The 19,824-nt window shown below is 43.7% G+C and carries 21 protein-coding genes and 1 pseudogene; 7 read left to right on the top strand and 15 right to left on the bottom strand.

The window, feature by feature from the left end; genetic code table 11:
• Positions 1 to 311 precede the first annotated feature (311 nt).
• Complete coding sequence (locus IEW70_RS17150; protein WP_188649129.1) at positions 312 to 791, bottom strand: hypothetical protein; 480 nt, start codon at positions 789 to 791, stop codon at positions 312 to 314.
• 1,093 nt (positions 792 to 1,884) lie between these two features.
• Between IEW70_RS17150 and IEW70_RS17145 the strand changes: the two genes are divergently transcribed.
• The 3 genes from IEW70_RS17145 (at position 1,885) to IEW70_RS17135 (ending at position 4,227) form a co-directional block, all read left to right on the top strand.
• Positions 1,885 to 2,301, top strand: a complete 417-nt coding sequence (locus tag IEW70_RS17145) for an alpha/beta hydrolase (RefSeq protein ID WP_188649128.1) — start codon at positions 1,885 to 1,887, stop codon at positions 2,299 to 2,301.
• A gap of 377 nt (positions 2,302 to 2,678) precedes the next feature.
• Positions 2,679 to 3,122 carry a divergent PAP2 family protein gene (locus tag IEW70_RS18625; protein ID WP_188649127.1) on the top strand — a complete coding sequence of 148 codons (444 nt, stop codon included), beginning with the start codon at positions 2,679 to 2,681 and terminating at the stop codon, positions 3,120 to 3,122.
• A gap of 280 nt (positions 3,123 to 3,402) precedes the next feature.
• Positions 3,403 to 4,227, top strand: a complete 825-nt coding sequence (locus IEW70_RS17135; RefSeq protein ID WP_229752067.1) for an SDH family Clp fold serine proteinase — start codon at positions 3,403 to 3,405, stop codon at positions 4,225 to 4,227.
• A 558-nt stretch (positions 4,228 to 4,785) separates the two neighbouring features.
• Here the strand turns inward: IEW70_RS17135 and IEW70_RS17130 are convergent.
• From IEW70_RS17130 to IEW70_RS17110, 6 genes and pseudogenes are all read right to left on the bottom strand, one after another.
• The gene (locus IEW70_RS17130; protein WP_188649126.1) at positions 4,786 to 5,208 is read right to left on the bottom strand and encodes an SgcJ/EcaC family oxidoreductase; all 423 of its coding nucleotides are present in this window, start codon (positions 5,206 to 5,208) and stop codon (positions 4,786 to 4,788) included.
• A 162-nt stretch (positions 5,209 to 5,370) separates the two neighbouring features.
• Positions 5,371 to 6,237, bottom strand: a complete 867-nt coding sequence (locus IEW70_RS17125; RefSeq protein ID WP_229752070.1) for an SDR family oxidoreductase — start codon at positions 6,235 to 6,237, stop codon at positions 5,371 to 5,373.
• Between the two features lie 63 nt (positions 6,238 to 6,300).
• Positions 6,301 to 6,456, bottom strand: a pseudogene (locus tag IEW70_RS18020) (CsbD family protein); the annotation flags it as partial.
• A gap of 219 nt (positions 6,457 to 6,675) precedes the next feature.
• On the bottom strand, positions 6,676 to 6,813 hold the full coding sequence (locus IEW70_RS17120) for a lmo0937 family membrane protein (protein ID WP_188649124.1): 138 nt from the start codon (positions 6,811 to 6,813) through the stop codon (positions 6,676 to 6,678).
• A 125-nt stretch (positions 6,814 to 6,938) separates the two neighbouring features.
• Positions 6,939 to 7,427: a YjzC family protein gene (locus tag IEW70_RS18320; protein WP_188649123.1), complete on the bottom strand. Its 489-nt coding sequence runs from the start codon at positions 7,425 to 7,427 to the stop codon at positions 6,939 to 6,941.
• An 85-nt stretch (positions 7,428 to 7,512) separates the two neighbouring features.
• Complete coding sequence (locus IEW70_RS17110; RefSeq protein WP_188649122.1) at positions 7,513 to 7,815, bottom strand: MTH1187 family thiamine-binding protein; 303 nt, start codon at positions 7,813 to 7,815, stop codon at positions 7,513 to 7,515.
• 2,251 nt (positions 7,816 to 10,066) lie between these two features.
• Between IEW70_RS17110 and IEW70_RS17105 the strand changes: the two genes are divergently transcribed.
• Genes IEW70_RS17105 through IEW70_RS17095 form a run of 3 tightly spaced genes read left to right on the top strand, consistent with a single transcriptional unit; the run spans position 10,067 to position 11,115 of the window.
• On the top strand, positions 10,067 to 10,447 hold the full coding sequence (locus IEW70_RS17105; protein WP_188649121.1) for an ArsR/SmtB family transcription factor: 381 nt from the start codon (positions 10,067 to 10,069) through the stop codon (positions 10,445 to 10,447).
• Complete coding sequence (locus IEW70_RS17100; RefSeq protein ID WP_188649120.1) at positions 10,444 to 10,758, top strand: hypothetical protein; 315 nt, start codon at positions 10,444 to 10,446, stop codon at positions 10,756 to 10,758. Before IEW70_RS17105 ends, IEW70_RS17100 begins: the two co-directional genes overlap by 4 nt.
• 39 nt (positions 10,759 to 10,797) lie before the next feature.
• Positions 10,798 to 11,115: a YnfA family protein gene (locus IEW70_RS17095; RefSeq protein ID WP_188649119.1), complete on the top strand. Its 318-nt coding sequence runs from the start codon at positions 10,798 to 10,800 to the stop codon at positions 11,113 to 11,115.
• 274 nt (positions 11,116 to 11,389) lie between these two features.
• Here IEW70_RS17095 and IEW70_RS17090 read toward each other — a convergent pair whose 3' ends face one another.
• The 7 genes from IEW70_RS17090 to IEW70_RS17060 form a co-directional block, all read right to left on the bottom strand.
• On the bottom strand, positions 11,390 to 11,704 hold the full coding sequence (locus IEW70_RS17090; protein WP_188649118.1) for a hypothetical protein: 315 nt from the start codon (positions 11,702 to 11,704) through the stop codon (positions 11,390 to 11,392).
• A gap of 2,109 nt (positions 11,705 to 13,813) precedes the next feature.
• Complete coding sequence (locus IEW70_RS18620; protein ID WP_188649117.1) at positions 13,814 to 14,422, bottom strand: DUF3179 domain-containing (seleno)protein; 609 nt, start codon at positions 14,420 to 14,422, stop codon at positions 13,814 to 13,816.
• Positions 14,423 to 14,665 (bottom strand): hypothetical protein, encoded by a 243-nt coding sequence (locus tag IEW70_RS17080; protein ID WP_188649116.1) that lies wholly within the window; start codon positions 14,663 to 14,665, stop codon positions 14,423 to 14,425.
• A 145-nt stretch (positions 14,666 to 14,810) separates the two neighbouring features.
• Positions 14,811 to 15,044: a hypothetical protein gene (locus IEW70_RS17075; RefSeq protein ID WP_188649115.1), complete on the bottom strand. Its 234-nt coding sequence runs from the start codon at positions 15,042 to 15,044 to the stop codon at positions 14,811 to 14,813.
• Positions 15,045 to 15,134: 90 nt separating this feature from the next.
• Positions 15,135 to 15,419, bottom strand: a complete 285-nt coding sequence (locus IEW70_RS17070; protein ID WP_188649114.1) for a hypothetical protein — start codon at positions 15,417 to 15,419, stop codon at positions 15,135 to 15,137.
• A gap of 557 nt (positions 15,420 to 15,976) precedes the next feature.
• A complete protein-coding gene (locus tag IEW70_RS17065) occupies positions 15,977 to 16,255 on the bottom strand; it encodes a hypothetical protein (RefSeq protein WP_188649113.1) in 279 nt (92 codons plus the stop codon).
• A gap of 48 nt (positions 16,256 to 16,303) precedes the next feature.
• Positions 16,304 to 16,549, bottom strand: coding sequence for a hypothetical protein (locus IEW70_RS17060; RefSeq protein ID WP_188649112.1), 246 nt, complete (start codon positions 16,547 to 16,549; stop codon positions 16,304 to 16,306).
• Between the two features lie 908 nt (positions 16,550 to 17,457).
• Between IEW70_RS17060 and IEW70_RS17055 the strand changes: the two genes are divergently transcribed.
• Positions 17,458 to 17,952: a transposase gene (locus IEW70_RS17055; RefSeq protein ID WP_229752068.1), complete on the top strand. Its 495-nt coding sequence runs from the start codon at positions 17,458 to 17,460 to the stop codon at positions 17,950 to 17,952.
• An 805-nt stretch (positions 17,953 to 18,757) separates the two neighbouring features.
• Here the strand turns inward: IEW70_RS17055 and IEW70_RS17050 are convergent.
• Positions 18,758 to 19,498 (bottom strand): YheC/YheD family protein, encoded by a 741-nt coding sequence (locus IEW70_RS17050; protein WP_188649110.1) that lies wholly within the window; start codon positions 19,496 to 19,498, stop codon positions 18,758 to 18,760.
• Between the last annotated feature and the right edge of the window lie 326 nt (positions 19,499 to 19,824).

Raw genomic sequence — 19,824 nt, 5'->3', positions numbered from 1 at the left:
CCGCGACTGGGATTCAGGCATTTTAGCTTTCACCGTATGCAGCCTAGCTGACTTGCATCTTCTCCGTGGTACTCAGAGTCACAAGCCTTTTCGCGTCATGCTGCTGTCCCCCCAACCCTTTCGGGTGGAGGTAAGACGCTGCTTTACTCACGTTACTCCAGTAGAGACATCCAGACCTCATGGGCGCACCGAAGCTGTCACCAGGGGCAAAGTAGATTCCAGTATAGCGTGTAAAATAGGCTTTGAGTTTCCCCACGATCAACCTAAACACTCTTTCTCGGTGTTTATACACGCTTCATCCCTCCTCGTTTTTAATACGTTCCTACCTTACGTAATAGCTTCGACCGCGCGATGTCTCCCGGCGTGGGGTATTTAATCCCAGGCGTGAGGTCGATTCCAACTGACTTATACGCGTCGCGCCATAATGTCGAGCAGATATACGTATTCTTGACATTAATCGGTAGCGCGATATTGAGTAGGTGTTTCACGGCCTCCCAGACGACAAGGGAGTACGAGTAACGTGCACCGAGCTTCGAGAAGGCAAAAGCAACGATCTTCCATCGTTGGTCATATTCGAGAGACTCACAGCGCATAATGTCACAGCGTTCTTTATATGGTTGAATATCAGCGGCACGGACACGCGAAAACAGTTCCGCCTCGATGATTTGCCACCCATCATAAAAACCGGCAACGTGAGAATACGCGCTGCCGGTTACGTCTTCAATTACGTCGCCTATAAACGTATTGCCACGGACTAGGATAATGTCCGCGGGCTTTAGTTCAAGGGTCACTAGCGCCACTCCTCCTATTCGTTAATGGAATCAGCGTCCGTAGCCAACTCGCCCCGGAAATTAACGGTCAGTTCACATACCTTTGCGTAGTGTTTGTCGCGGAACAGTTCGATATACGGCGCAAAGCCTGATTTACGAGGGTCAGGTAAGTCGCATTGTCCCGTATGCCCAATCATGATGAAAGAAAAAACGGCAGAAGAGAAAGTAAGATACCAGTACAAAGGTGTAGATCCCCCGCCCGAAAGAATAGCCAAAAAAACCCGCCGAAGCGGGTCGTGATGTTTGCCGTTGTCCTTGCGTTCCCTGTCTTTTGGCGTTATCGCCCAGTCGAATAAATGGTAACACAAGTGAATTGTGTTACATTCGGTTAGGGTAGGGGGCTAAAATGAGTGGTCATTTATTTTAATCGTTGCCGTACCTCAAAATCGGCTAAAGCAAAAAAAGTCCCCTTCAAGTTTTCAAGGGGAGTGGAGATAAGGTGTGAAAGTTTCATAGTGAATTCGCAGATAATGTACTATTATGGTCGGAAACCTACAAAACAAGATATCGTCCTCCGTGGGACAGCTCTTCTAGGAACTCACACCTAGGTACTGCCTCTATATCCAACAATAAAAACGAATCGAAACCTAATTTCCAAGCTATCGTCAGTAACGCTTTTGAAATGAATAACATTCAAGACCCTAATCTAGAGAAAGCACTAATTAAAGCATTAGAACAAGCGGTAGATTATGATGAGATCTTTAAATTCGTACAGGAGAAAATGAAATCAGCCAACGTTCGCCTCTTTCTCCGCCCATCCCCTTCCACCCCGGAGGGCTCTTGGTTAGAACCACCCCAGCATGAAAATTAGGTGGTAGACCTATATTTCCTTTGAATTGAAACCCCAACCGGTTTCACGGTCGAACCCAATGGTGAACAATCTTCCTTTTTCCAGATCCAACCAAGGCGAAGGTGGTGACGATCACCAACAGGAAAAGCAACAAAACACTAAAGACCAAACCCTATCCATATATCCAGGTAATCAGGAATCGCAAGAAATATACAAAAGAGTGGCTCCATATTTCGCATTTAGTTTCTGAAGATGCAAAGGTTGATGGAAAAAGCTCAACGAATCCCTGGACTGCAATCAATGGTTAGTTATGATTTTCAACAGAAATTAAGTGACCCTTTAACTTCCCTTACGTACTCGTTTCGATGGGTTCAAAAATGGTTAATTCAAATAGAAGAAGTCATACGATATGTAGAAAACGTAACGGTTCCCACTCTTTGTATCTGTGGCAAAGATGATCCGTTGATTCCCACGGATACCGTTCGTTCGTTTTTTGACTCGCTTTCGACTCAAGACAAAGAATGGATTCTACTTTCCGGCTACGGACACCGTTTACTTCACTCCGACCGATCAGCTTCAGCAACGAATGCTTTAATAGATTGGCTAAACCGACAGGAACAAGCGATTCAAGACAAAAGAGAAGTTGAAAGCCTACTGTCAATAAAATTCCCGATAACATGATTTTGTGAGCTGGGCATATACATTCAACGTACCACCCCTCAAGACTTCGCACATACAGGATGTTCGAAAAAACCTGCCCAGATAGGCAGGTTTTTTCATATTCTCCAGCTTTAATGACCACGAAACTTAGCTGGGGGAGCTTCTTTTTTTTTCAAAATAGCCACTCTACCTACACTGGGTTCAATCGCCTGATTCGATGGATTCGAATTACGAAGGGGTTATCCAGCTTATCAATTGAATCATCTAGTTTGCAGAATGTGGAATATCAAAACGCAGAGCCAGGCGGGAGCGGATAAAATGATCCCGTATAATGAAAAAATAACACGATAAGCTTGCAGGGACGTTATTTTCGCTGTAGTGGAAGGAGTAAACAGAGAATGAATCTTCCATTATTCTCTGCTTTGTTAGCAATGGTTTCGGCACAGATTTTCAAGGTTTTTTGGCATCGACAACATGCTCAATCATGGAACTGGGGTTTACTCTTTCGTAGTGGTGGAATACCGAGTTCTCATTCCTCATTAGTCAGCACCTTATCCGTGTCCATGTACTTATCCTATGGTTTGCACTCGCCTTTCTTTACGATCTCTATGGTGATCACAGTCATCGTCCTATATGATTCAATCGGTATACGGAGGCAAATCGGGGAACAAGGTTCCATTTTGTACACACTTGTTCATGCGGTAAAGGAATCCGGCTTTCATCCTGAAATGGAGACACCCACATACCCTGTACAACGTCGGGTTCATACTCTTTTAGGAATGGTGGGGGGTGTGACAGTGGGGACTTGCATTGCTTGGTTACTTTACTGGATCGTTTCATAGTTCATTACATCCGTATGAAAGGGAGAGGATTCGGATTTTAGTAAATCCTCAGGATGGATTAAAAATCATTATGCTTATTGCTCATCCGGTTGACGTCGGGATCCCTTATAGCCCATTTTGTTCCTGCGAAAGTTGAGATCTTAAAATACTTGAATTGAGAGTACTTTATTTTGGGAAAATAAAAGAGCTTTTAGGTCAAGTCCAGGATGAAAGTTCAAAAACAAACAGAAACTGGTCTATGACAGACCTGTTTCATTCTAATTCATTTGAGGTGTCATTTATGTGGTTCTGGATTATCTTCTTTATATGGACACTTTTACCTGTATGGCAACAATATTGGATCAATTCTCAACGCATACGGGCAATCCGACAAATGGAACGTCAACGGGGAACACGAGTAATCACGTTGATTCATCGTCAAGAGACCATTCGCTTTTTCGGGATTCCACTAAGGAATTACATCTCGGTGGAAGACTCGGAACAACTTCTTCGTGCCATTCGTTTAACCCCCGACTCAATGCCAATTGATCTCATCTTACATACCCCGGGCGGACTCGTTTTGGCATCGGAACAAATCGCACACGCACTAAACCATCACCCAGCCAAAGTCACGGTATTCGTTCCACACTATGCGATGTCTGGTGGAACCATGATTGCACTAGCGGCCGATGAAATCGTCATCGATGAAAATGCAGTATTGGGGCCTGTCGATCCACAGCTCGGACAGTACCCGGCTGCGTCCCTTCTTGAAGCGGTGGCACAGAAACCCATTAAACAAGTAAAGGATGAAACACTCATTTTGGTTGATATGGCGCGAAAAGCGCTTAAACAAGTAGAAACCTTTTTGACGGAGCTACTTAAGGACAAGATGGATTTGGCCAAAGCACAGGAATTAGCCCATGTTTTATCCTCTGGATTCTGGACGCACGATTATCCAATCACGATTGAGAAACTCAAAGGGCTTGACCTCCCGGTTCAGGTTGGGCTTCCTCGAGAGGTATATGCATTAATGGAATTGTATCCACAACTTCGGCAGCGGCGTCCTAGTGTACAATACATCCCAACGCCGTATGAAAGAGATGGCAACACAAACGGACGATCCTAACGAAAATGATAAACAAAATTGCTCTCTTTAAAACGATGGACCTGGGCTTGGTATTAGCGAACGGAAATTCATGGCTCTGATTAGGCTGGGGAAAGGAAGTCAAAGCATGCACCAATGATGAACGAGTAAAATCCAATGGTTCCCCCGTGTCGCCGTGGTTGCCTCTGCCGTAAGGATCTTTACTTACCTATCTCTACTCCCCTCAATCGAGGGGGATTTTTTTGACTGGTTTTCGGATAAGTGATGCGAATTCTGTAAAGTAAACAAACCCACGAAAACTACGTATTCTGTAAAGAAAAAACAGCCTTTTTGGACTGTTTACTTTACAGAATGCATATTCGGTAAAGTTATACGACGCAAGAAAAAAAAACTCTCTTCCAGAGTGGCTCACTTTTCCTACATCCCCCCTAAAAAAAGACAGCCCGCCAGAAGCGAGCTCTAAATCACTGGTATGACATCGGCCATTTTCAAAGCCCTCGCCATCGGTTTCCAATCATCCGCAACACTTGTCGCCTTCGATCTCTACTGTTCATTTGCATCAGGCGAACTGCGAGTAAATTAATAAGTTTGAGCTTGCTTTGCCGCGTAATCCACGTTCTTTCCAAAAGCAATTCGCCAATCATCATGCTCTTTTTCGATCGCCAGGTTAATCAAGCCCTTTTTTAATAGGAACTTTTTATTATGATCCCAAGAGGTTTGCTTAATTGTTTCCCATGTGAATTCGACAGCTACCTTATGGAATTCCTTATGCTGAATTTTTGTTTTGGTAGCGGGTAGAAAAACTTCTTCGAAGGTGGGAGTGATAAAGGTAACGAGCATCTCTCCAATTTCTTTAGGACCTTGGGCCACTTGTCCCAATGCGCTGGTAAACTTAGCTTCCTTCGTAAAACATTTGGAAATAGCTTGGACATCTCGCTGGTTCCAAGCATCCACTAAGTTCTTCACCAATCCATCAATGGATTCTTTATCTCTTGAATCCATATTTTACCTCTCCTTATAAGGTCAACGTCCTGCCGTGTTAGGCTTTCACCCAATTAGCTGCTACAGTAAGAAAGGGGAGGAAGGGAGACTATCTCCCTTCCATTGGAATTTGCAGAGGTATACGAGAGGAAGGTTGGATCCGTTATCCGCTTCCACAATAACTTATCCGTTAATCACATCTCCACCATTGGCGTGAATGAATTGCCCTGTAATGTAACTGGAGTCAGTGGAAGCCAGAAAAACGTAACTAGGGGCCACTTCGGCCGGTTCACCTGAACGCCCCATCGGAGTTTCCGTTCCGAATTGTTTCACATGATCCTTGGGAAAGGTCGCGGGAATAAGTGGAGTCCATGTTGGCCCAGGTGCTACCCCGTTCACCCGAATCCCTTGGGAAACCAGAGCTTGGGATAGGGAACGCGTAAAGGAAACGATCGCTCCCTTAGTGGCGGAATAGTCAATCAGCAACGGACTTCCCTGGTAGGCCACCACTGAAGTGGTGTTAATGATACTGTCTCCCTCCTGAAGATGGGGCAAAGCCGCCCGGGTTAGATAAAACATGGAGTAGATATTGGTTTGAAAGGTACGCTGGAGCTGCTTTGCATCGATGTTCTTCAGCCCTTCTTCATCCGGATGTTGTTCCGCTGCATTGTTGACCAGGATATCGAGTCCGCTTAATTCCTGCACAGTCTGCTTGACTGCATGTTGGCAAAACGCCTCTTCGCCTACATCTCCGGCCAACAAGAGACACCGGCGTCCTTCTTCCTGCACAAGGAATTGTGTTTCTTCCGCATCACCATGTTCATCCAGGTAAACGATGGCGATATCCGCACCTTCCTTAGCAAAAGCAACAGCCACCGCCCGGCCAATACCACTATCTCCCCCTGTAATCAGAGCAACCTTGTCTTTCAATTTCCCGCTCCCCTTGTATTCTGGAAGCTCCACTTGGGGCCGGGGAGTCATTTTTGATTCAATGCCGGGTTGCCGGCTTTGTTCCTGTGGAGGTGGAAGGGAGTCCTTTTCAGCAGCCATGGTAACCCTCCTGTTTGGGTATGATCGCTGTGTTACATGTTGACCCACTTCTCGCTTTGCCTCCTCCCTCGTTTTACCGTAACGTTCTTGCAGCTTGCCAATTAGTTTTTCTTCGTCCCCTTCAATTTCCATCAGATCATTTTCGGTTAAGCGTCCCCACTGCTTCTTCACTTCACCTTTGACTTGCTTCCAATTCCCTTTTAAGGTGTCTCGGTTCATCGTTGATTCACTCCTATTCCTGTAAGATAGAGTCCAATAAGCCGTTCCTTACAGGAGGGCAAGACAGGAAAGGTTTATACTGCTGTCAACTGATATATCGCTCGCTCTCTGACGGATTGTCTCCTGACTGGGGGTTGTTCAATCGTCTGATGAATACGTCTCGGTTTGTGGTACTTTTTCCCCCGATTGCTAAATAGCCTCCTCCGAGATTCCTAAGGGCTATTGCTGAATAAGTTGGACAATTCCAACCACAATGGCAACTACCAATGCCAGATGAAAAAGTCCACCAAAAGTGCGTCTAGAAAACAATCCTAACAACCAAAGAACAAGAAATACTATTGCGATTGTCCAAAGCATGTAATTCCCTCCTGTAAAGGAGTATCTAGTCCATGCTCTTTCCCTCACTCCTGAATAGCCTGCGACTTCAGGCTATTCAGGGAGTTCGGGAGGATTAGGGGTTTAACCCCGAATGGATGGGCCATTTAAGAAGCTTTCACCCAATAAGCTGCTACATTTCTGGAGGGATCTGGCGGGAACTGGTCATTTTCCTCTAACTTAATCGTCTGTTCACGTTGTCGCACTGAAGCCGAGGGATCATGGACAAATCCATCAAACTCATATTCAGCCGTTTCAGGGGCTTTTTCTCCGGTTTTAAATCGCTCCGATCCCGATCTCCTTGTGGAATTCCCACTCTGTGTTGTACTCCTACTTCGTTGGGATGCTCTTCTTTCTCCACCTTTTTGTCCGATCTCCTCATAGAACTCCTTGCCTCGTTCTTGGGAAACTATTTCGCCGCCTTTTTCCCCAATGTCCTGATAAAACTCCTTACCATGCTCTTCGGAGGTGGCTTCTCCGCCTTTTTGTCCGATTTCCTGATAAAATTCTTTATCGTGGGTTTCGGCAGTTTTCTCTCCGCCCTTACGTCCGGCTTCTTCCACACTCATTCTTTTTTTATCATTGTTTTTAGCCATCCTTAATCTCTCCCCTCTTTTGGTTTCTATTATTGTGTTATCACGGTTCCTTTTGTTTTAAACGCCTTCTTGAACGTCCAACCGTTTACCGCCCTGCGTCGCCCCTCACCTTGGACACCTGGGTATCCATTTCCATCGGTTCATCGTTTCGGTCGTCGATCGTCAACGCAGTGACGACCCGGTCCACCCCTTTCCGGAAGGAACGGCGGTGGATGTCACCCGCCAGCCGCAATAGGGGTTCCACATCTCCCTCGATCACGGTGGCGGTGGGCGTAAGCTGGTACTTCATCCCGTGTTCCTCCACAGTCATGCAGATTTCCCGGATCACGTCAGAAAAGCTACCGCTCTCCCTTCCCACGGGAACGACGCTGATTTCCATCAACGGCATGGAGATCCCTCCTCTTACGGATGCTTTTCCCCCCGGCACCTGCCGGAAAACGGGAAAGCTCTGGCTGTATACGCATCAGTTCATAAAGGCATGTGAAGAACACATCAGCCTGTGTTTATTGCTTCGTGGGTATTCCCATTGAACTGCTGAAACCTATGGAGTCCAAGCGTTAATTCGAAATCGAAAGAGTTTGGAGTTACCAGCCCCAATGAATCGAACGTCGAAGACAAACTTCGAACGTATTCGGTCAAGAAAAAACAGCCTTTTTCGGCTGTTGACTTTACAGAATGCATATTCGGCAAAGCTAGTGGACATTCCAGAGTGGCTCTCAACGTCCGACAATAGCCTATAAGGCATAGTTATGTTAATTCCTTATGATTAACTTTGCAATCAGATTAAATGTCGTTTACAAGTTATTGCTTAGCCTCTATTTGCTTCTATGGTGTTTTATAATAAAAACACCATAAACACAGGAGGCTTTTCTATGAACCAAACTGCTATTGGAATTTTTAATGCAACGCTGATTAGTGTTCCTTGTTGGCTGGGTCTCGTCTATATCCTGCGAGCTTTATTTCTGTAAATGCATATTTTAACTGGATATTTGTCGGTTTTAAATGTGTTTAAATCCCACCATCCGCCATTAATACTAACCATACATATATGTTAGCCATTCTCTGAAGCATCTCGTGATCTCTTATCGTAAGTACTGCGTTTTGATGTAGTTTCCGTGAGGTCTTGCGCATAACGCGAAAAATATTTTTCTCCGTAATTTTCAATCAGCTCACAGAAAACGGAGTGAAAGAGATGCTAAAATTAGCTTTTATAACATTGGTGCTGGTTACTCCCCTTGGTTACCCTCTTGCAGTGGCATGGAATTTTAGGAAGTATTTAATTTCGGAATTTCGAGAAAACCTCAAGGCTCTTCATCCTGCCACAGAGGGCCAAAGGAATACGGGAACCTGTAGAGAAAACGGGGATGGTAAAAGAGATAATAAAAAGCAGCTTAGTTTCATACATACTCCCACTGGCGGCTAGTTCTTCTTCCTTTATTTCAATGCAATCCTGATGCCTGCCGATGGTCTTATTGGACTGATAGCGATGCAATATACGAAATGTTCTGCCTAAATTTACTCAAGTCAAAAATGCCATACCCCTTTGGATGATATGGATGACGTGATTATTAATCTTAATTTGTAGTGCCCTGGGCACCTGGGAAATGAATGATTACCGGGACCGATTCCAAGAGAATCCGCGTGTGGAGCAAGTCACAGGGGCATTTGAAGACTAATTCCTAGGATTAACCCAACAATAATTACAAACATGTAAGAAGGATGCAACGGGACAGGTTCACTACCGTGCCATGTGTGAAGAAGCCTTTTGGCGGTTCGTCAGCGATCCCTTCCCATCTACAAAAACCTGAATGATTTACCCTAATGGGTATAATAAATTGGGTCAAACGGTCAATTGTTAAAATGGCTCGTGTTTTGTACGATAACAACGACCAAGGCCAACAAGACCTTTTATGTTCTTATTTAAAACTCCCTATGTCCCAGCCCGTGTAAAAGCACGGGCTGTTTTGATTTTTAGAGAGATCTGAACACCCTGGCGGGTCGACTCCGGGAAGTCTACCTGAAGGCTTTCTCATTCCAAGACGCTTTCGCGGCATAAAATCGGCTTTTTAGAAAAGCAAAAACACCGGAAGGTGTAGGTGCAGCAAATGGGGGTGCTGCATCCAACCCTTATCCAGTGTTGGCGAACCCACGGCTAATAACATTGTATGGATGCGTACCTCGTGACGTGAGCATTAAAAAGCTATTCGGGCAGGTGCAAGGCGCACAAGTCCGAGATACATGTAAAATCTACGGTTTCAGATGGGATAAAAAGTAAAATACTTTTGTATCAAGGCTTTTCGGATGTCCGATAACAAAGATTAGCGGTTATCCATCCCACTGATCTGACTGTATCATGTCCGGTAAAAATGCCGGGATACCTGTAACCGACCTTTACCGTAAACTGCAGTAAGGTCAAGCAAAAAGCCATTGAGTCTATGAAGTACTCCTTCGTAGATCTCATTGGCTTTTTTGTGTCTGCGGGGACCAGCTTGAAGATGGCATTCACTTCTTGAATATTGGCCGTTTAAGGTAGATTAAAGACCTATAGGAAATAATCAAATAGTGATTTGACTATATGAGTGTTATTCGTTACGATATAATCAAATAATTGTTTGATTGTTAAAGCGTGGTGTACTTTGATGAGTAAAGATCGTTGTGAAATTTACTGTTATGACGAAGAGAAGGTAAAACGTGTTCAATCCTCATTAGAAACTGTGGATCCTATGGATACATCACAACTCTTTAAAGCATTAGCTGATCCTACTCGCTTAAAAATTGCTTATGCACTGGTCCAAGAAGATGAGCTTTGTGTTTGTGATGTAGCCAACATCATTAATTCCTCATTGGCAACTGCTTCTCATCACTTGCGTTTGCTCCGTAATATGGGCTTGGCAAAATATCGTAAAGAAGGGAAGCTCGTTTTTTATTCTTTAGATGATGACTATGTAAAGCAACTGGTTCGATTGGCGTTTGATCACAGTAAGAAGTTGACCAATCATAAAAGGATGGGAATCATATGAGCCGTCATATTCCTATTGCTTGTGTACCTTCAGCAATGAGTGTGGAACAAAGAAAAAAATATGAGCAACTTTTAGAAGAGATGTCAAAATGTCGGCTGGAGATATCTGAACTTCCGGATGGATACGCGGTTTGTTATCCAGCAGAATCTTCTATGATCATTAAGCTCGCTGAATTTATCTCGCTAGAACGCTTTTGTTGTCCATTTTTGAATTTTGAATTACATGTAGAATCCAATGGTCCAGTTTGGTTACACTTGACAGGTCCGGAAGGAGTAAAGGAATTCTTAAAGGAAACCTTCAATTGGATATAGATACAGCAGTTCATCCCCAGACTCGAAGGAGTTTTCATCATGGTACTCATTTGGTTTTTACTCGCTGGAATCGCTGAAATTGGTGGAGGATATCTTGTCTGGCTTTGGTTACGAGAAGGAAAGCCTTGGTATTTGGGAGCTGTAGGAGGGTTATCGCTCTTTCTTTATGGAATCATCGCTACCTTTCAATCGTTTCCTTCCTTCGGTCGTGTGTATGCGGCATATGGAGGGGTATTTATTGTACTCTCGGTTCTCTGGGGATGGGGGATCGATAAAAAAACTCCAGATGTATATGATTGGTTAGGAGTAAGTATTTGTCTAGTTGGAGTGGTAGTAATGTTGTTACCTAGAAGCTGAAAAGGACCGATTCTAAGAATGAACCGGTCCTTTTTTTATTATTTGGGCAAATTGCGTTTCGTCGCGATTGCTGGTACCCCTATCCGAATATATCCCGTTTAAGGAACTATGCCGGTTGCTTAATTGCTGGCGGTACCCCTTTTTGTATTTACCTACTTAGCCCCGTAGAAGGTCAGTTAACAGGTACTGTTAGCGCATGTACGAAGTACTACTTCATAGGCTAGCTCCTTGTGGTTCTAAGCGTTTATGGCACTTGTTGAACATGCGTTAAAATTTAACTCCCGGCATTTGCCACCTTTCTTTGCAACCGCTCAATCCGTGCTTCCACATCCAACAATCGTCGGTTCATCGCCGATCCAAAATCCTGCTGCTCCTCTATGGCCTGGCGGATCTCTTTTAAGAGAGCCACGACATCATCAGCCTGACCTTTCTCCAACCATCCCAACCGCTGTCTTACTTCCTTCAAGGCTTCATCTAACCGGTCAATCCTCTGATTGATCTTCTCAAATTGCCGGTTTACTGACTGGAACCCTTCATCTATTCTGTGTTCAATCTGCTCCAATGCGACCAATATCTTCTCTTCTGCCAATCCGGCTCCCCCCCTTCTCAAACCAGTTCCATTATATCACTGAAGTCTAATTTTGGTCTGTATAGCGTATACAGTCTGTTTCGCTTGTGAAGCGCATATAACGTTACATAACAATCTTGTTACCTTACATTCCCGATGAATAAAACCGTCCTATTCATGGCTTGTTTTAGGATTGAAAAACATTGCACCTTTAATTTATCTAAGAATAGAATAACCGTAGCTCCGTTTAAGGGATGCTATTTGCCGTGTCGCCGTGGTTGTCTTCGCCGTGAAGATCCTACTTACCTACTTCTCCTCCTCTCTTGAGGGGGTTTTTTGCTTTGCCGATTTAATGCTGTGAAAGCCCTTAAAGGGCAAAGATAAACCGTCTGGATCACCAGACGGGAGCAGTAGCGAAGCTATCACCAGGGGGATTTCAAGCGCTGAGAGTCTCGGAATCCAACGATTTGGGTAGGTTTGACAGAACCGTTATATCAGAGGTTATCTTGCTTCTCCCGTATAGGAATTGGTATGGGGGATCTCGCCGTTGTTGGTGATCGCGACGATTTTCGCTCTGGTCAGTTTTGGCGGTTATTAAACCTACTTCACTTCCCGAGGAATGTACAAAAATCCCCTGTGGTTTACAAGGGGATTTTTGTACGCTTCACCCCTTTTCCGGAGTGAATACAACATACAAGACATGATTTGGTGAGCTGGGCATATCATTTAAACGTCCACCCCTCAAGACTTTGTACATTTAGGATGTTCGAAAAAACCTGCCTACCTGGCAGGTTTTTTCATGAGTGAGCATGCATACTGGAAAGATTATGAAAGGAACAGTGGCTATAGAGGCAATACAAACATTACAGGTGTACCGTCCCTTCAACGGCGACGGCGATTACAACACCTTCGTAGACATCGGCGAAAACAGCGGCGCAGACAAGGACGGCGGCACCTCAAACGGCGCTGCGAATGATAGGCGATTCCCCTGGAGCCAAAATCGGCATCAGGGTTATTCCGTGTTCGTTATTTATTCACATTCGTTCCTGCGGATATGTCATAGGAACCAACTAGGGATCTCCATCTTACCGATCCTCCTTCCGACAACCAGACATATGAAAATCACCAAGGCCATAAGACCTTACATTTTCATTAATCACCTCCTCGTATGCTTACCCCATTCCCAGCCGACAGCTCCAATGACCCTTTGAGGGGGGTTTTTGCTTTATTAGATTTTATGTCGCTAAAAAACCGTCTGTATCGCTAGACGAGAGCAGTCAGCAAAGCTGTCACTAGGATAAACAATAGGACAATAATCCGTTTTATCAATACTTCTTACCATTCGCTCACTGTAAATAGTCCATGGGAATGGATGAAAATCGCCACTTTTGTTGGATTGCACAAGCGAGCTTACCCTTTTAAATTAGAGGAGAGTCCATATCATTACCTCTTACTTGACTATCGCCCTCATTAAGAGGGCCTTTTTTTGCGCAGAAATAAAAGCCTTTGGCTGCTTGGAAGTTGTTAGAGAAGTGGTGTCACTATATCAATTATTTTCGAGAGGAAAAAAAAGCCGCTCTTTTTCGATAGCCTGAAATACGAAAGTAGGAAAAAGTATTGGATCCAATGGTGGATTGTTTGAATGGCTAGTGTTTTGTACGATAACAACAGATCAAGGCCATGATGTTCTGTATCCTTACTTACCTCCTTGTATGCTTACCTCGTTTCCCAGCCCGTGTAAATAACACGGGCTGTTTTTTAAGTGTTTAAAATCCACTTAGACGCAACTTCCTCCGTTTCATCAACAAAAAAACCTTGAAACAAGGAACCTAAACCATGCAGGTGCATATTGTGGGTGTATGCCGCGAAATTCATATCCCTTTCGCATTTCTCTATACGTAAAATTCCCTGTGGCTTACACGGGGAATTTTGCGTCTTCATACCCTTTTTCGGAGTGAATACAAATATACAGTCTATTTCGCTTGTGAAAAGGATATAACACAACATAATTTAGATCTTGTTACGTTATAAAACCTTATGCAAAAACCGCCCTCTCCCCTGCTATATTAAGGGTTTAGGCGGTTTTTCTTTTTCTTCACAAGTGTGGTTTTTAGGGGACTTCACAACTTTTTATCCCTTGTAAATCTCACATCCTGGATAGGTGTACGAAAACCCGTACCATCGGCTGAATAAATAGAATGACGGTCGGTTACTGCCTGGAAACTCGACAACAGGAAGCTCTCTGGAACCAAGTGAAATACGGACTCTCTTGCCTTCAAACTCGTCACAGACCTCGCCGCCCTGCAGGCGGATCTCTTTCACGGGATAAAATCGCCGTGTGGCTTCCCCTACCAGCCCTACCCCGCTAGTCATGAAAGGTAACCGAGGGTCCGCTTCCCCCATTGTGTCCGTAAATCCGGGGGGAAGTTGTGCGTTGTCACGTTGTTTGTTCATTGCTTCCGTTTTTTGCTGGATTTCCGGAGAAAAGATGGACAATGTTACGGAGACTTCTTCCCAACGAGCTAATGCCTCTCTAACCGTAAGGTGACGGACGGGAAGTACTTCCATCCTTTTCCCTATGGAGGGACCGTAGACACATTCTCCGGTAATATGGTCCCACCAGGATCCTGTTTCATCATCCCCCAACAGAACTAGGCCGTTGTAAAGCCCTCGGGGACCGAAGTGATAAACTTTACCGTCAATGATAGGAACCAGACTGGTCCCGCTGTGACAAACCACTCAGAAGGCCACTAGATACGGCTCCCCTGCCAATTTCCCTTGGGCGGTGTGATGGTAGGCCATCTGGAAGGTGGAGAAAGCATGTACTTCGGCTCCCCGCTTAATCACCAGGAGTTCATCTTTCTTCTGCAATCTCCCTTCCTCCATAGCATCCTTCAATGATTGAGAATCCTTCACGTTCAGGCGCTGGAATAAATCTTCATCGCTCAACCACGCCCTGTTGGCATCAAAGTTCGTGCTCACCATATATCCTCCCTTTGCTGTCTTTGGTGCAGAACGTGAATTAAAGAAGTATTATCGACCATCTGCCGTACTCTGCTTTGGGGTGGATACTCAGTTCAAACGTACTGCACAGCGCAACTGTCGTCTTGAAGCTTTGTTTACCTCTCTAATATTTTTCCAACACTTTTACTTTAGATTTGGTCTCATTTTTAGCCTGTGAGTCCATCATCCGTTCGATCCGATTTTGAAGTTGACGGGTTTCCTGTAAAGTATGCCATCCCTGAAAGATTTCCTTTAACGATTTTTCGACTCGAGAGGCCTTGGTCTCTTGAGAAATGGATCTTAATGTTTGCTCGATGAGACGGATGATCTTTTCTTCGCGCGCTTCCAATCCAGCCATCAGGCTTTCGTACTCCTTTATGTTAAAATCCATACTTAAACTCCTTTTCACTAAGCTAGATTACTAGAGTCCATATACAGTCCATCAACCCTAACAGTTATAAATCCCGTCAAATTGTACTTCTTCAACAAATCGGTTCATTGGGTTGACATAGTCTGTTATGGGACGAAGTTGCAAAAGGTAATCGACGGTTTGTTGCACGCGAGTGGATCGATATATCTCTTTGTCTTTGACTTCTACCAGCCACATTAATTCCCCATTTCGGATTCTTCGATGAATATGGACCTGGAAGTTGGATCGAGCGGCCGGAAAAGTGATTGTTTGGTTATAGTGCATATGCTCCAACTTTTCAACCAACTCTGCTCGGTTTCGCAAGCGGATTTCCTCCTATCCTGCAGATGGATATGACAAACCGCCTTCCTACAATGGGGAAGACAGTAATAAGAGTTTTTGGATAAGAAGCAACATGGTCTACAGGGGATGTATATAGTCTATATGGATTGGCCTGATTTTAGTGTAGCAATGCAATAAAGAAGCAAGCAATATGACTGTTAGTAACGGTTGGTCAGCAGTACTCCCTTTAACTGTCTCCTACGGAAATCACTATACGATTGATCAACAACAGGGAAAAACAATCGATGAAACACTTAAAGAAACACCCGTTTCAAGTTCTGGAGTCACCCTGGGAATACAACACCTAAAGAAAATATAGCTCAGAAGGAAATAATGAAGACAAACATCTATGGATTCAAAAAGGCAGCATTTTCTAGGAGCGTAACAGAAGAAATAGTACAAACTGCTTCTGATACTCCTAATCAAACCTCCCTCTGATCAAAAAAGACAAGCAGTGATAAAAAGACAACAAACAAAGAAAAGTTCTCAAAACGATAGAAGTGTATTTAAACTATTTTATGGTAAATTAACAAAGCAGCCTAAAATGGATTTATTTTCCTACACAAAAGGCTCTTAGCTTTTTGAATGGGGAGCATCGATCGTTTAGTTGTGTACGTCAAGAATTGTAATTCGTTCTCATATACCACACCAAAATTATCGGTATAATAAACCACCTGATTCTGATAAGTAAACGCTTTTGTAATGGTTGTTGTTTTTTTCTTTCCAAGAAAGTCAAAGGAAATCCGATCACCTGGTTTAAGTTTTCTTCTGGGAGTTTCACTACCACCCATCATGAACCGAACCCAGTAGTGTTTCAATTGTCTTCCCCCTTTTAGTAGATTAGTAAGCTACTTCCCTTTTTCTCATTAGAGAAAGAACTCTTTTAATGAACGAATAGGAGAAAGGAACTGAAGCGTACAATTTACATCTGGTGATAAATAAACCTGTTTACTATGATTAGTATCATCATTAATTTCTGCCAACCAATACATTTCCTCAAAAATGGGAATGCGTTGAATACGTATAGAGGGATAAGAGCTGTTTGAAGGAAAAGTAATCGATTGATATGGCTTCATCTTCACCAAGGTTTGATATAACAAGGATTCTTCCACAACGATCCTTCTTTCTCCAAATAATTAATAGTCAGATTTCTAGATCAGATTTTCATAGATGGGGAATTGCTTCGATTTATGTCTCTTATTAGAGAATTAATAAACCCAATAGATAAAAACCGATAACGACAGCGATAAAATTCCATTCGAAAATTATCTTGAAGCATATAGGAGTAACTAAGCCTGAGATAGAGGTAAACAAAACGGAAGTCCAATACCAAACGGTAAACTCTTCCACTGAGATTTCCTCCTTTTCATTTGGGATAACAATCAGAAAAGGAAGATGAAAAAGAAAATTCCCCCTAGGGAGGAAAGGGGAGAATACAATAAATAAAGTGGGATTTTGGATGTTTCTAGTATATCAATGGGGGAAAAAATCATTCAATAAGGCATTTTTTTTAGTAAACATAAAATACTTATACGACATAATAATTAAACCTTTTGTGAACCGGGGGTTTTTGCTAGGCGATTTACAAAAAGTTCACATAAACTTAAACTAATTTTTATAACCAAAAAGTTCCCCCTTCGGGATTAGCGAAAGGTGTTCAAGGTTCATACCCTTGAATTGAATACTCTTGGGTCAATCAAGAAATAAACTATTCACGAAGAAATATAGAGAGGAAGAAAGTGGCGGTTCGTTACGGATCATCCTTACCCGTTGTGAACATAACCGGTAAAATTAGTATAGAGGAGCCTGTTGCATTAATAATTTCTAAAATCAATAAGAAAAATCCGCCATTCCGTGGTACGATGTAAGCTCTCACCCAAACATCAAACCACGAGGCGGATTGACTTGAGTTTAGCACAGAACTTACATAAACACCAACATCCACTGCTGCAACTGTTTCAACATGTTAACCAGCCCAGACGTGGTCGTCCGCCCAAATTTTCCGATGCTCAAATTGTCCATGATCTACCAAGTATTTTACCGAATCAAGAGTTTACGTGAGTTAGAATGGCGTCTGCGTTACGATTCCCATGCCCGGACTTGGATCGGGCTCTCTGAGGTGCCGGATCATAGCACACTGTCTCGTCGAGTAGCTACCATCGAAAAATCTTCATACGAATTGCTGTTTCATGAGGTATTGTACCGGTTGAATCCTCAGACTTGCATTACCTATTGGGATAGTACGCCTCTGCGGGCTTCCCGCTTTGATCAAGAGGCTCGAAAGGGCAAAGGGACCCGGTTGGGATGGTATGTGGGGTACAAACTGCATGCCATCGTATCCGAGGACCTTCTTCCCTTGGTTTGGCGAGTCACACCCGCTAATATCCACGATAGCCAAACCGGTTCCATGCTGGGAGAGCTCACATTGTTTTCCGTTTTTCGACTGCTGGGAGATGGCGCCTACGACGTCAGCGTTTATTTGAACGTGCAGCAGAATACAAGATACACTTGGTAACAGCAGTGAATGTACGAAACGCTCAAAGCTTGACATCTGTTCGTGACCCTCTCCGACAACAAAATATCCGCTACATAAAGTTCGGACCGGGTAAAAAGTTGTTGAAGAAACGGGCTGCAATTGAACGGCTATTTGCAGTGTTGAAGATGCGATACCATCTGGAGAATCCGCAAATATATGGACAACGTCGCTACACTCGTCATGTTCGTTGGGTATTGTTTACCTATCTATGCGACCGTTTAGCCGAGAAGCAAGCGGGAATCCAAACGGTTCAAGCCCCTTGGAATCGTTAAGTCTTCTCATAGTCTTTTCTTATTTTGATTTATGCAACAAGCTCCAGTAATAATCATGATGGACACGGCTAAGAAAAGACTCCAAAGCAGGTTTTTTTTCTAATGGAAGGGCGGGCAGGGGCAACAGCATCTTTGTATGGCAGCTCGATGCAAGGGTAAATCTTCGCCGGCTGTTGCCACCCTTGCACCTGCCCAAATAGCTTTTTAATGTTCACGTCACGAGGTGCTCATCCATACAATGTTATTGGGCATGGTGAGGCCCCAACAAAACACCGGAAGGGTTGGCTGTGCCCCTGCAAGCACTTATCCCCTTCCGGTGTTTTTATTGTCCTATGACGCTCGAACAGCCGATTTTATGCTGCGAAAGCGTCTTGCCTATGAGAAGATCACCCAGGTAGACTCCCGAAGTCAGCCCGCCAGGGCGTTCTAATTGAAAGCCATGTTAGCCCAAAGGGAGTATAGCTTCTTGGAAAAGGATGAACAGTGAAAAGAGGTGAATTTAGGACATACGATTACCTTTTACCTATTAATTTTTTTGCTTCGAGGTATTTTCGATACAGCTTTCGATCCAGCTTCCTCATACCTGTACAATCCGGTTTGGTATTCGCCTCAATAAACCAAACTTTCCCTTTTCTGTCGATGCCCATGTCTAAACCGACGATTTGAAGGGGAAAATGGGAATCTAATACCTGAACAATCTGGTGGGAGACATCGACTAATTCCCTTAAAACCTTCAACACGTTTATAGGTTGATCGACTCCATGTAAAACCTTGACTACATTCACTTCCTTTGCTCCTCTTGCCACATTGGTAACAATGGAATTTCTCCGGGACGCGACTTTTGCAGACATCAAAGTAAGCCGCCACCGGTTCAATGGTTTTTGTAGAACAAGACGTACATCGAATGGACGACCGTGATAGGTTGCCAACTCAATCCCCTGCTGAATCAGGTATTTTTTCCGGAGATGTATATGCTTTTTTATTTCCTTCATCACTTTTTTTGAGGAGACCCTTTTTGTTTTTTGTTTATAGGAAATTTCACTCTTTGAACTATTCAATTTTTTGACCTGAATGACTCCCTTCCCCTGTCTACCTTTATCAGGCTTGATATATACAGTGGAATAGGTTCGGAGCATCCTTCGAAGTCTTGAGAAATCAAGCCAGTTCATTTCTGGCACATAACATGATACCATTGGATCTTTCATAAGGGGTTTTCCCTTTTTCATTTTGCTACGAATTATCATATGTTTCATAAACTCATTTCTCCTTAGCAACAAGGAATCGACCTTGGGAATTTAAGTAGTTCATTTTATTCCTTGGAATTTACAACGAAAGGGCCAATTACATGAGCCTCAGAAATTCGAGTTTGGACAGGAAGTGAGCCTACATATTAGAAAACCTCCTACTACGGCGGTTTTTATTCACGGGAAATTTTTCGTCTTCATACCCTTTTATCAGCGTTGGCGGCCTCTCCCCGATAGAGCATCGGGAAAAGGCCGCTGTATAGCCGTTCTTTTCTTCACTGTCTACTTGACGGGGTCAAGACCAATCTAGAGAGGCTTTTTGTTTCAATGAGATA

The sequence above is a fragment of the Marinithermofilum abyssi genome (assembly GCF_014641195.1).
GTDB lineage: Bacteria > Bacillota > Bacilli > Thermoactinomycetales > DSM-45169 > Marinithermofilum > Marinithermofilum abyssi.
This window is presented reverse-complemented; position numbering and strand designations above follow the sequence as displayed.

What these genes read in the sequence shown, in the direction of transcription:
- IEW70_RS18625 (WP_188649127.1), top strand. Translation starts at nt 2,679, where the DNA reads ATGAATCTTCCATTATTCTCTGCTTTGTTAGCAATGGTTTCGGCACAG.
- IEW70_RS17130 (WP_188649126.1), bottom strand. Translation starts at nt 5,208, where the DNA reads ATGGATTCAAGAGATAAAGAATCCATTGATGGATTGGTGAAGAACTTA.
- IEW70_RS18320 (WP_188649123.1), bottom strand. Translation starts at nt 7,427, where the DNA reads ATGGCTAAAAACAATGATAAAAAAAGAATGAGTGTGGAAGAAGCCGGA.
- IEW70_RS17120 (WP_188649124.1), bottom strand. Translation starts at nt 6,813, where the DNA reads ATGCTTTGGACAATCGCAATAGTATTTCTTGTTCTTTGGTTGTTAGGA.
- IEW70_RS17135 (WP_229752067.1), top strand. Translation starts at nt 3,403, where the DNA reads ATGTGGTTCTGGATTATCTTCTTTATATGGACACTTTTACCTGTATGG.
- IEW70_RS17105 (WP_188649121.1), top strand. Translation starts at nt 10,067, where the DNA reads ATGAGTAAAGATCGTTGTGAAATTTACTGTTATGACGAAGAGAAGGTA.
- IEW70_RS17125 (WP_229752070.1), bottom strand. Translation starts at nt 6,237, where the DNA reads ATGGCTGCTGAAAAGGACTCCCTTCCACCTCCACAGGAACAAAGCCGG.
- IEW70_RS17100 (WP_188649120.1), top strand. Translation starts at nt 10,444, where the DNA reads ATGAGCCGTCATATTCCTATTGCTTGTGTACCTTCAGCAATGAGTGTG.
- IEW70_RS17110 (WP_188649122.1), bottom strand. Translation starts at nt 7,815, where the DNA reads ATGCCGTTGATGGAAATCAGCGTCGTTCCCGTGGGAAGGGAGAGCGGT.
- IEW70_RS17095 (WP_188649119.1), top strand. Translation starts at nt 10,798, where the DNA reads ATGGTACTCATTTGGTTTTTACTCGCTGGAATCGCTGAAATTGGTGGA.
- IEW70_RS17075 (WP_188649115.1), bottom strand. Translation starts at nt 15,044, where the DNA reads ATGGCTGGATTGGAAGCGCGCGAAGAAAAGATCATCCGTCTCATCGAG.
- IEW70_RS17050 (WP_188649110.1), bottom strand. Translation starts at nt 19,498, where the DNA reads ATGAAACATATGATAATTCGTAGCAAAATGAAAAAGGGAAAACCCCTT.
- IEW70_RS17145 (WP_188649128.1), top strand. Translation starts at nt 1,885, where the DNA reads ATGGAAAAAGCTCAACGAATCCCTGGACTGCAATCAATGGTTAGTTAT.
- IEW70_RS17055 (WP_229752068.1), top strand. Translation starts at nt 17,458, where the DNA reads ATGATCTACCAAGTATTTTACCGAATCAAGAGTTTACGTGAGTTAGAA.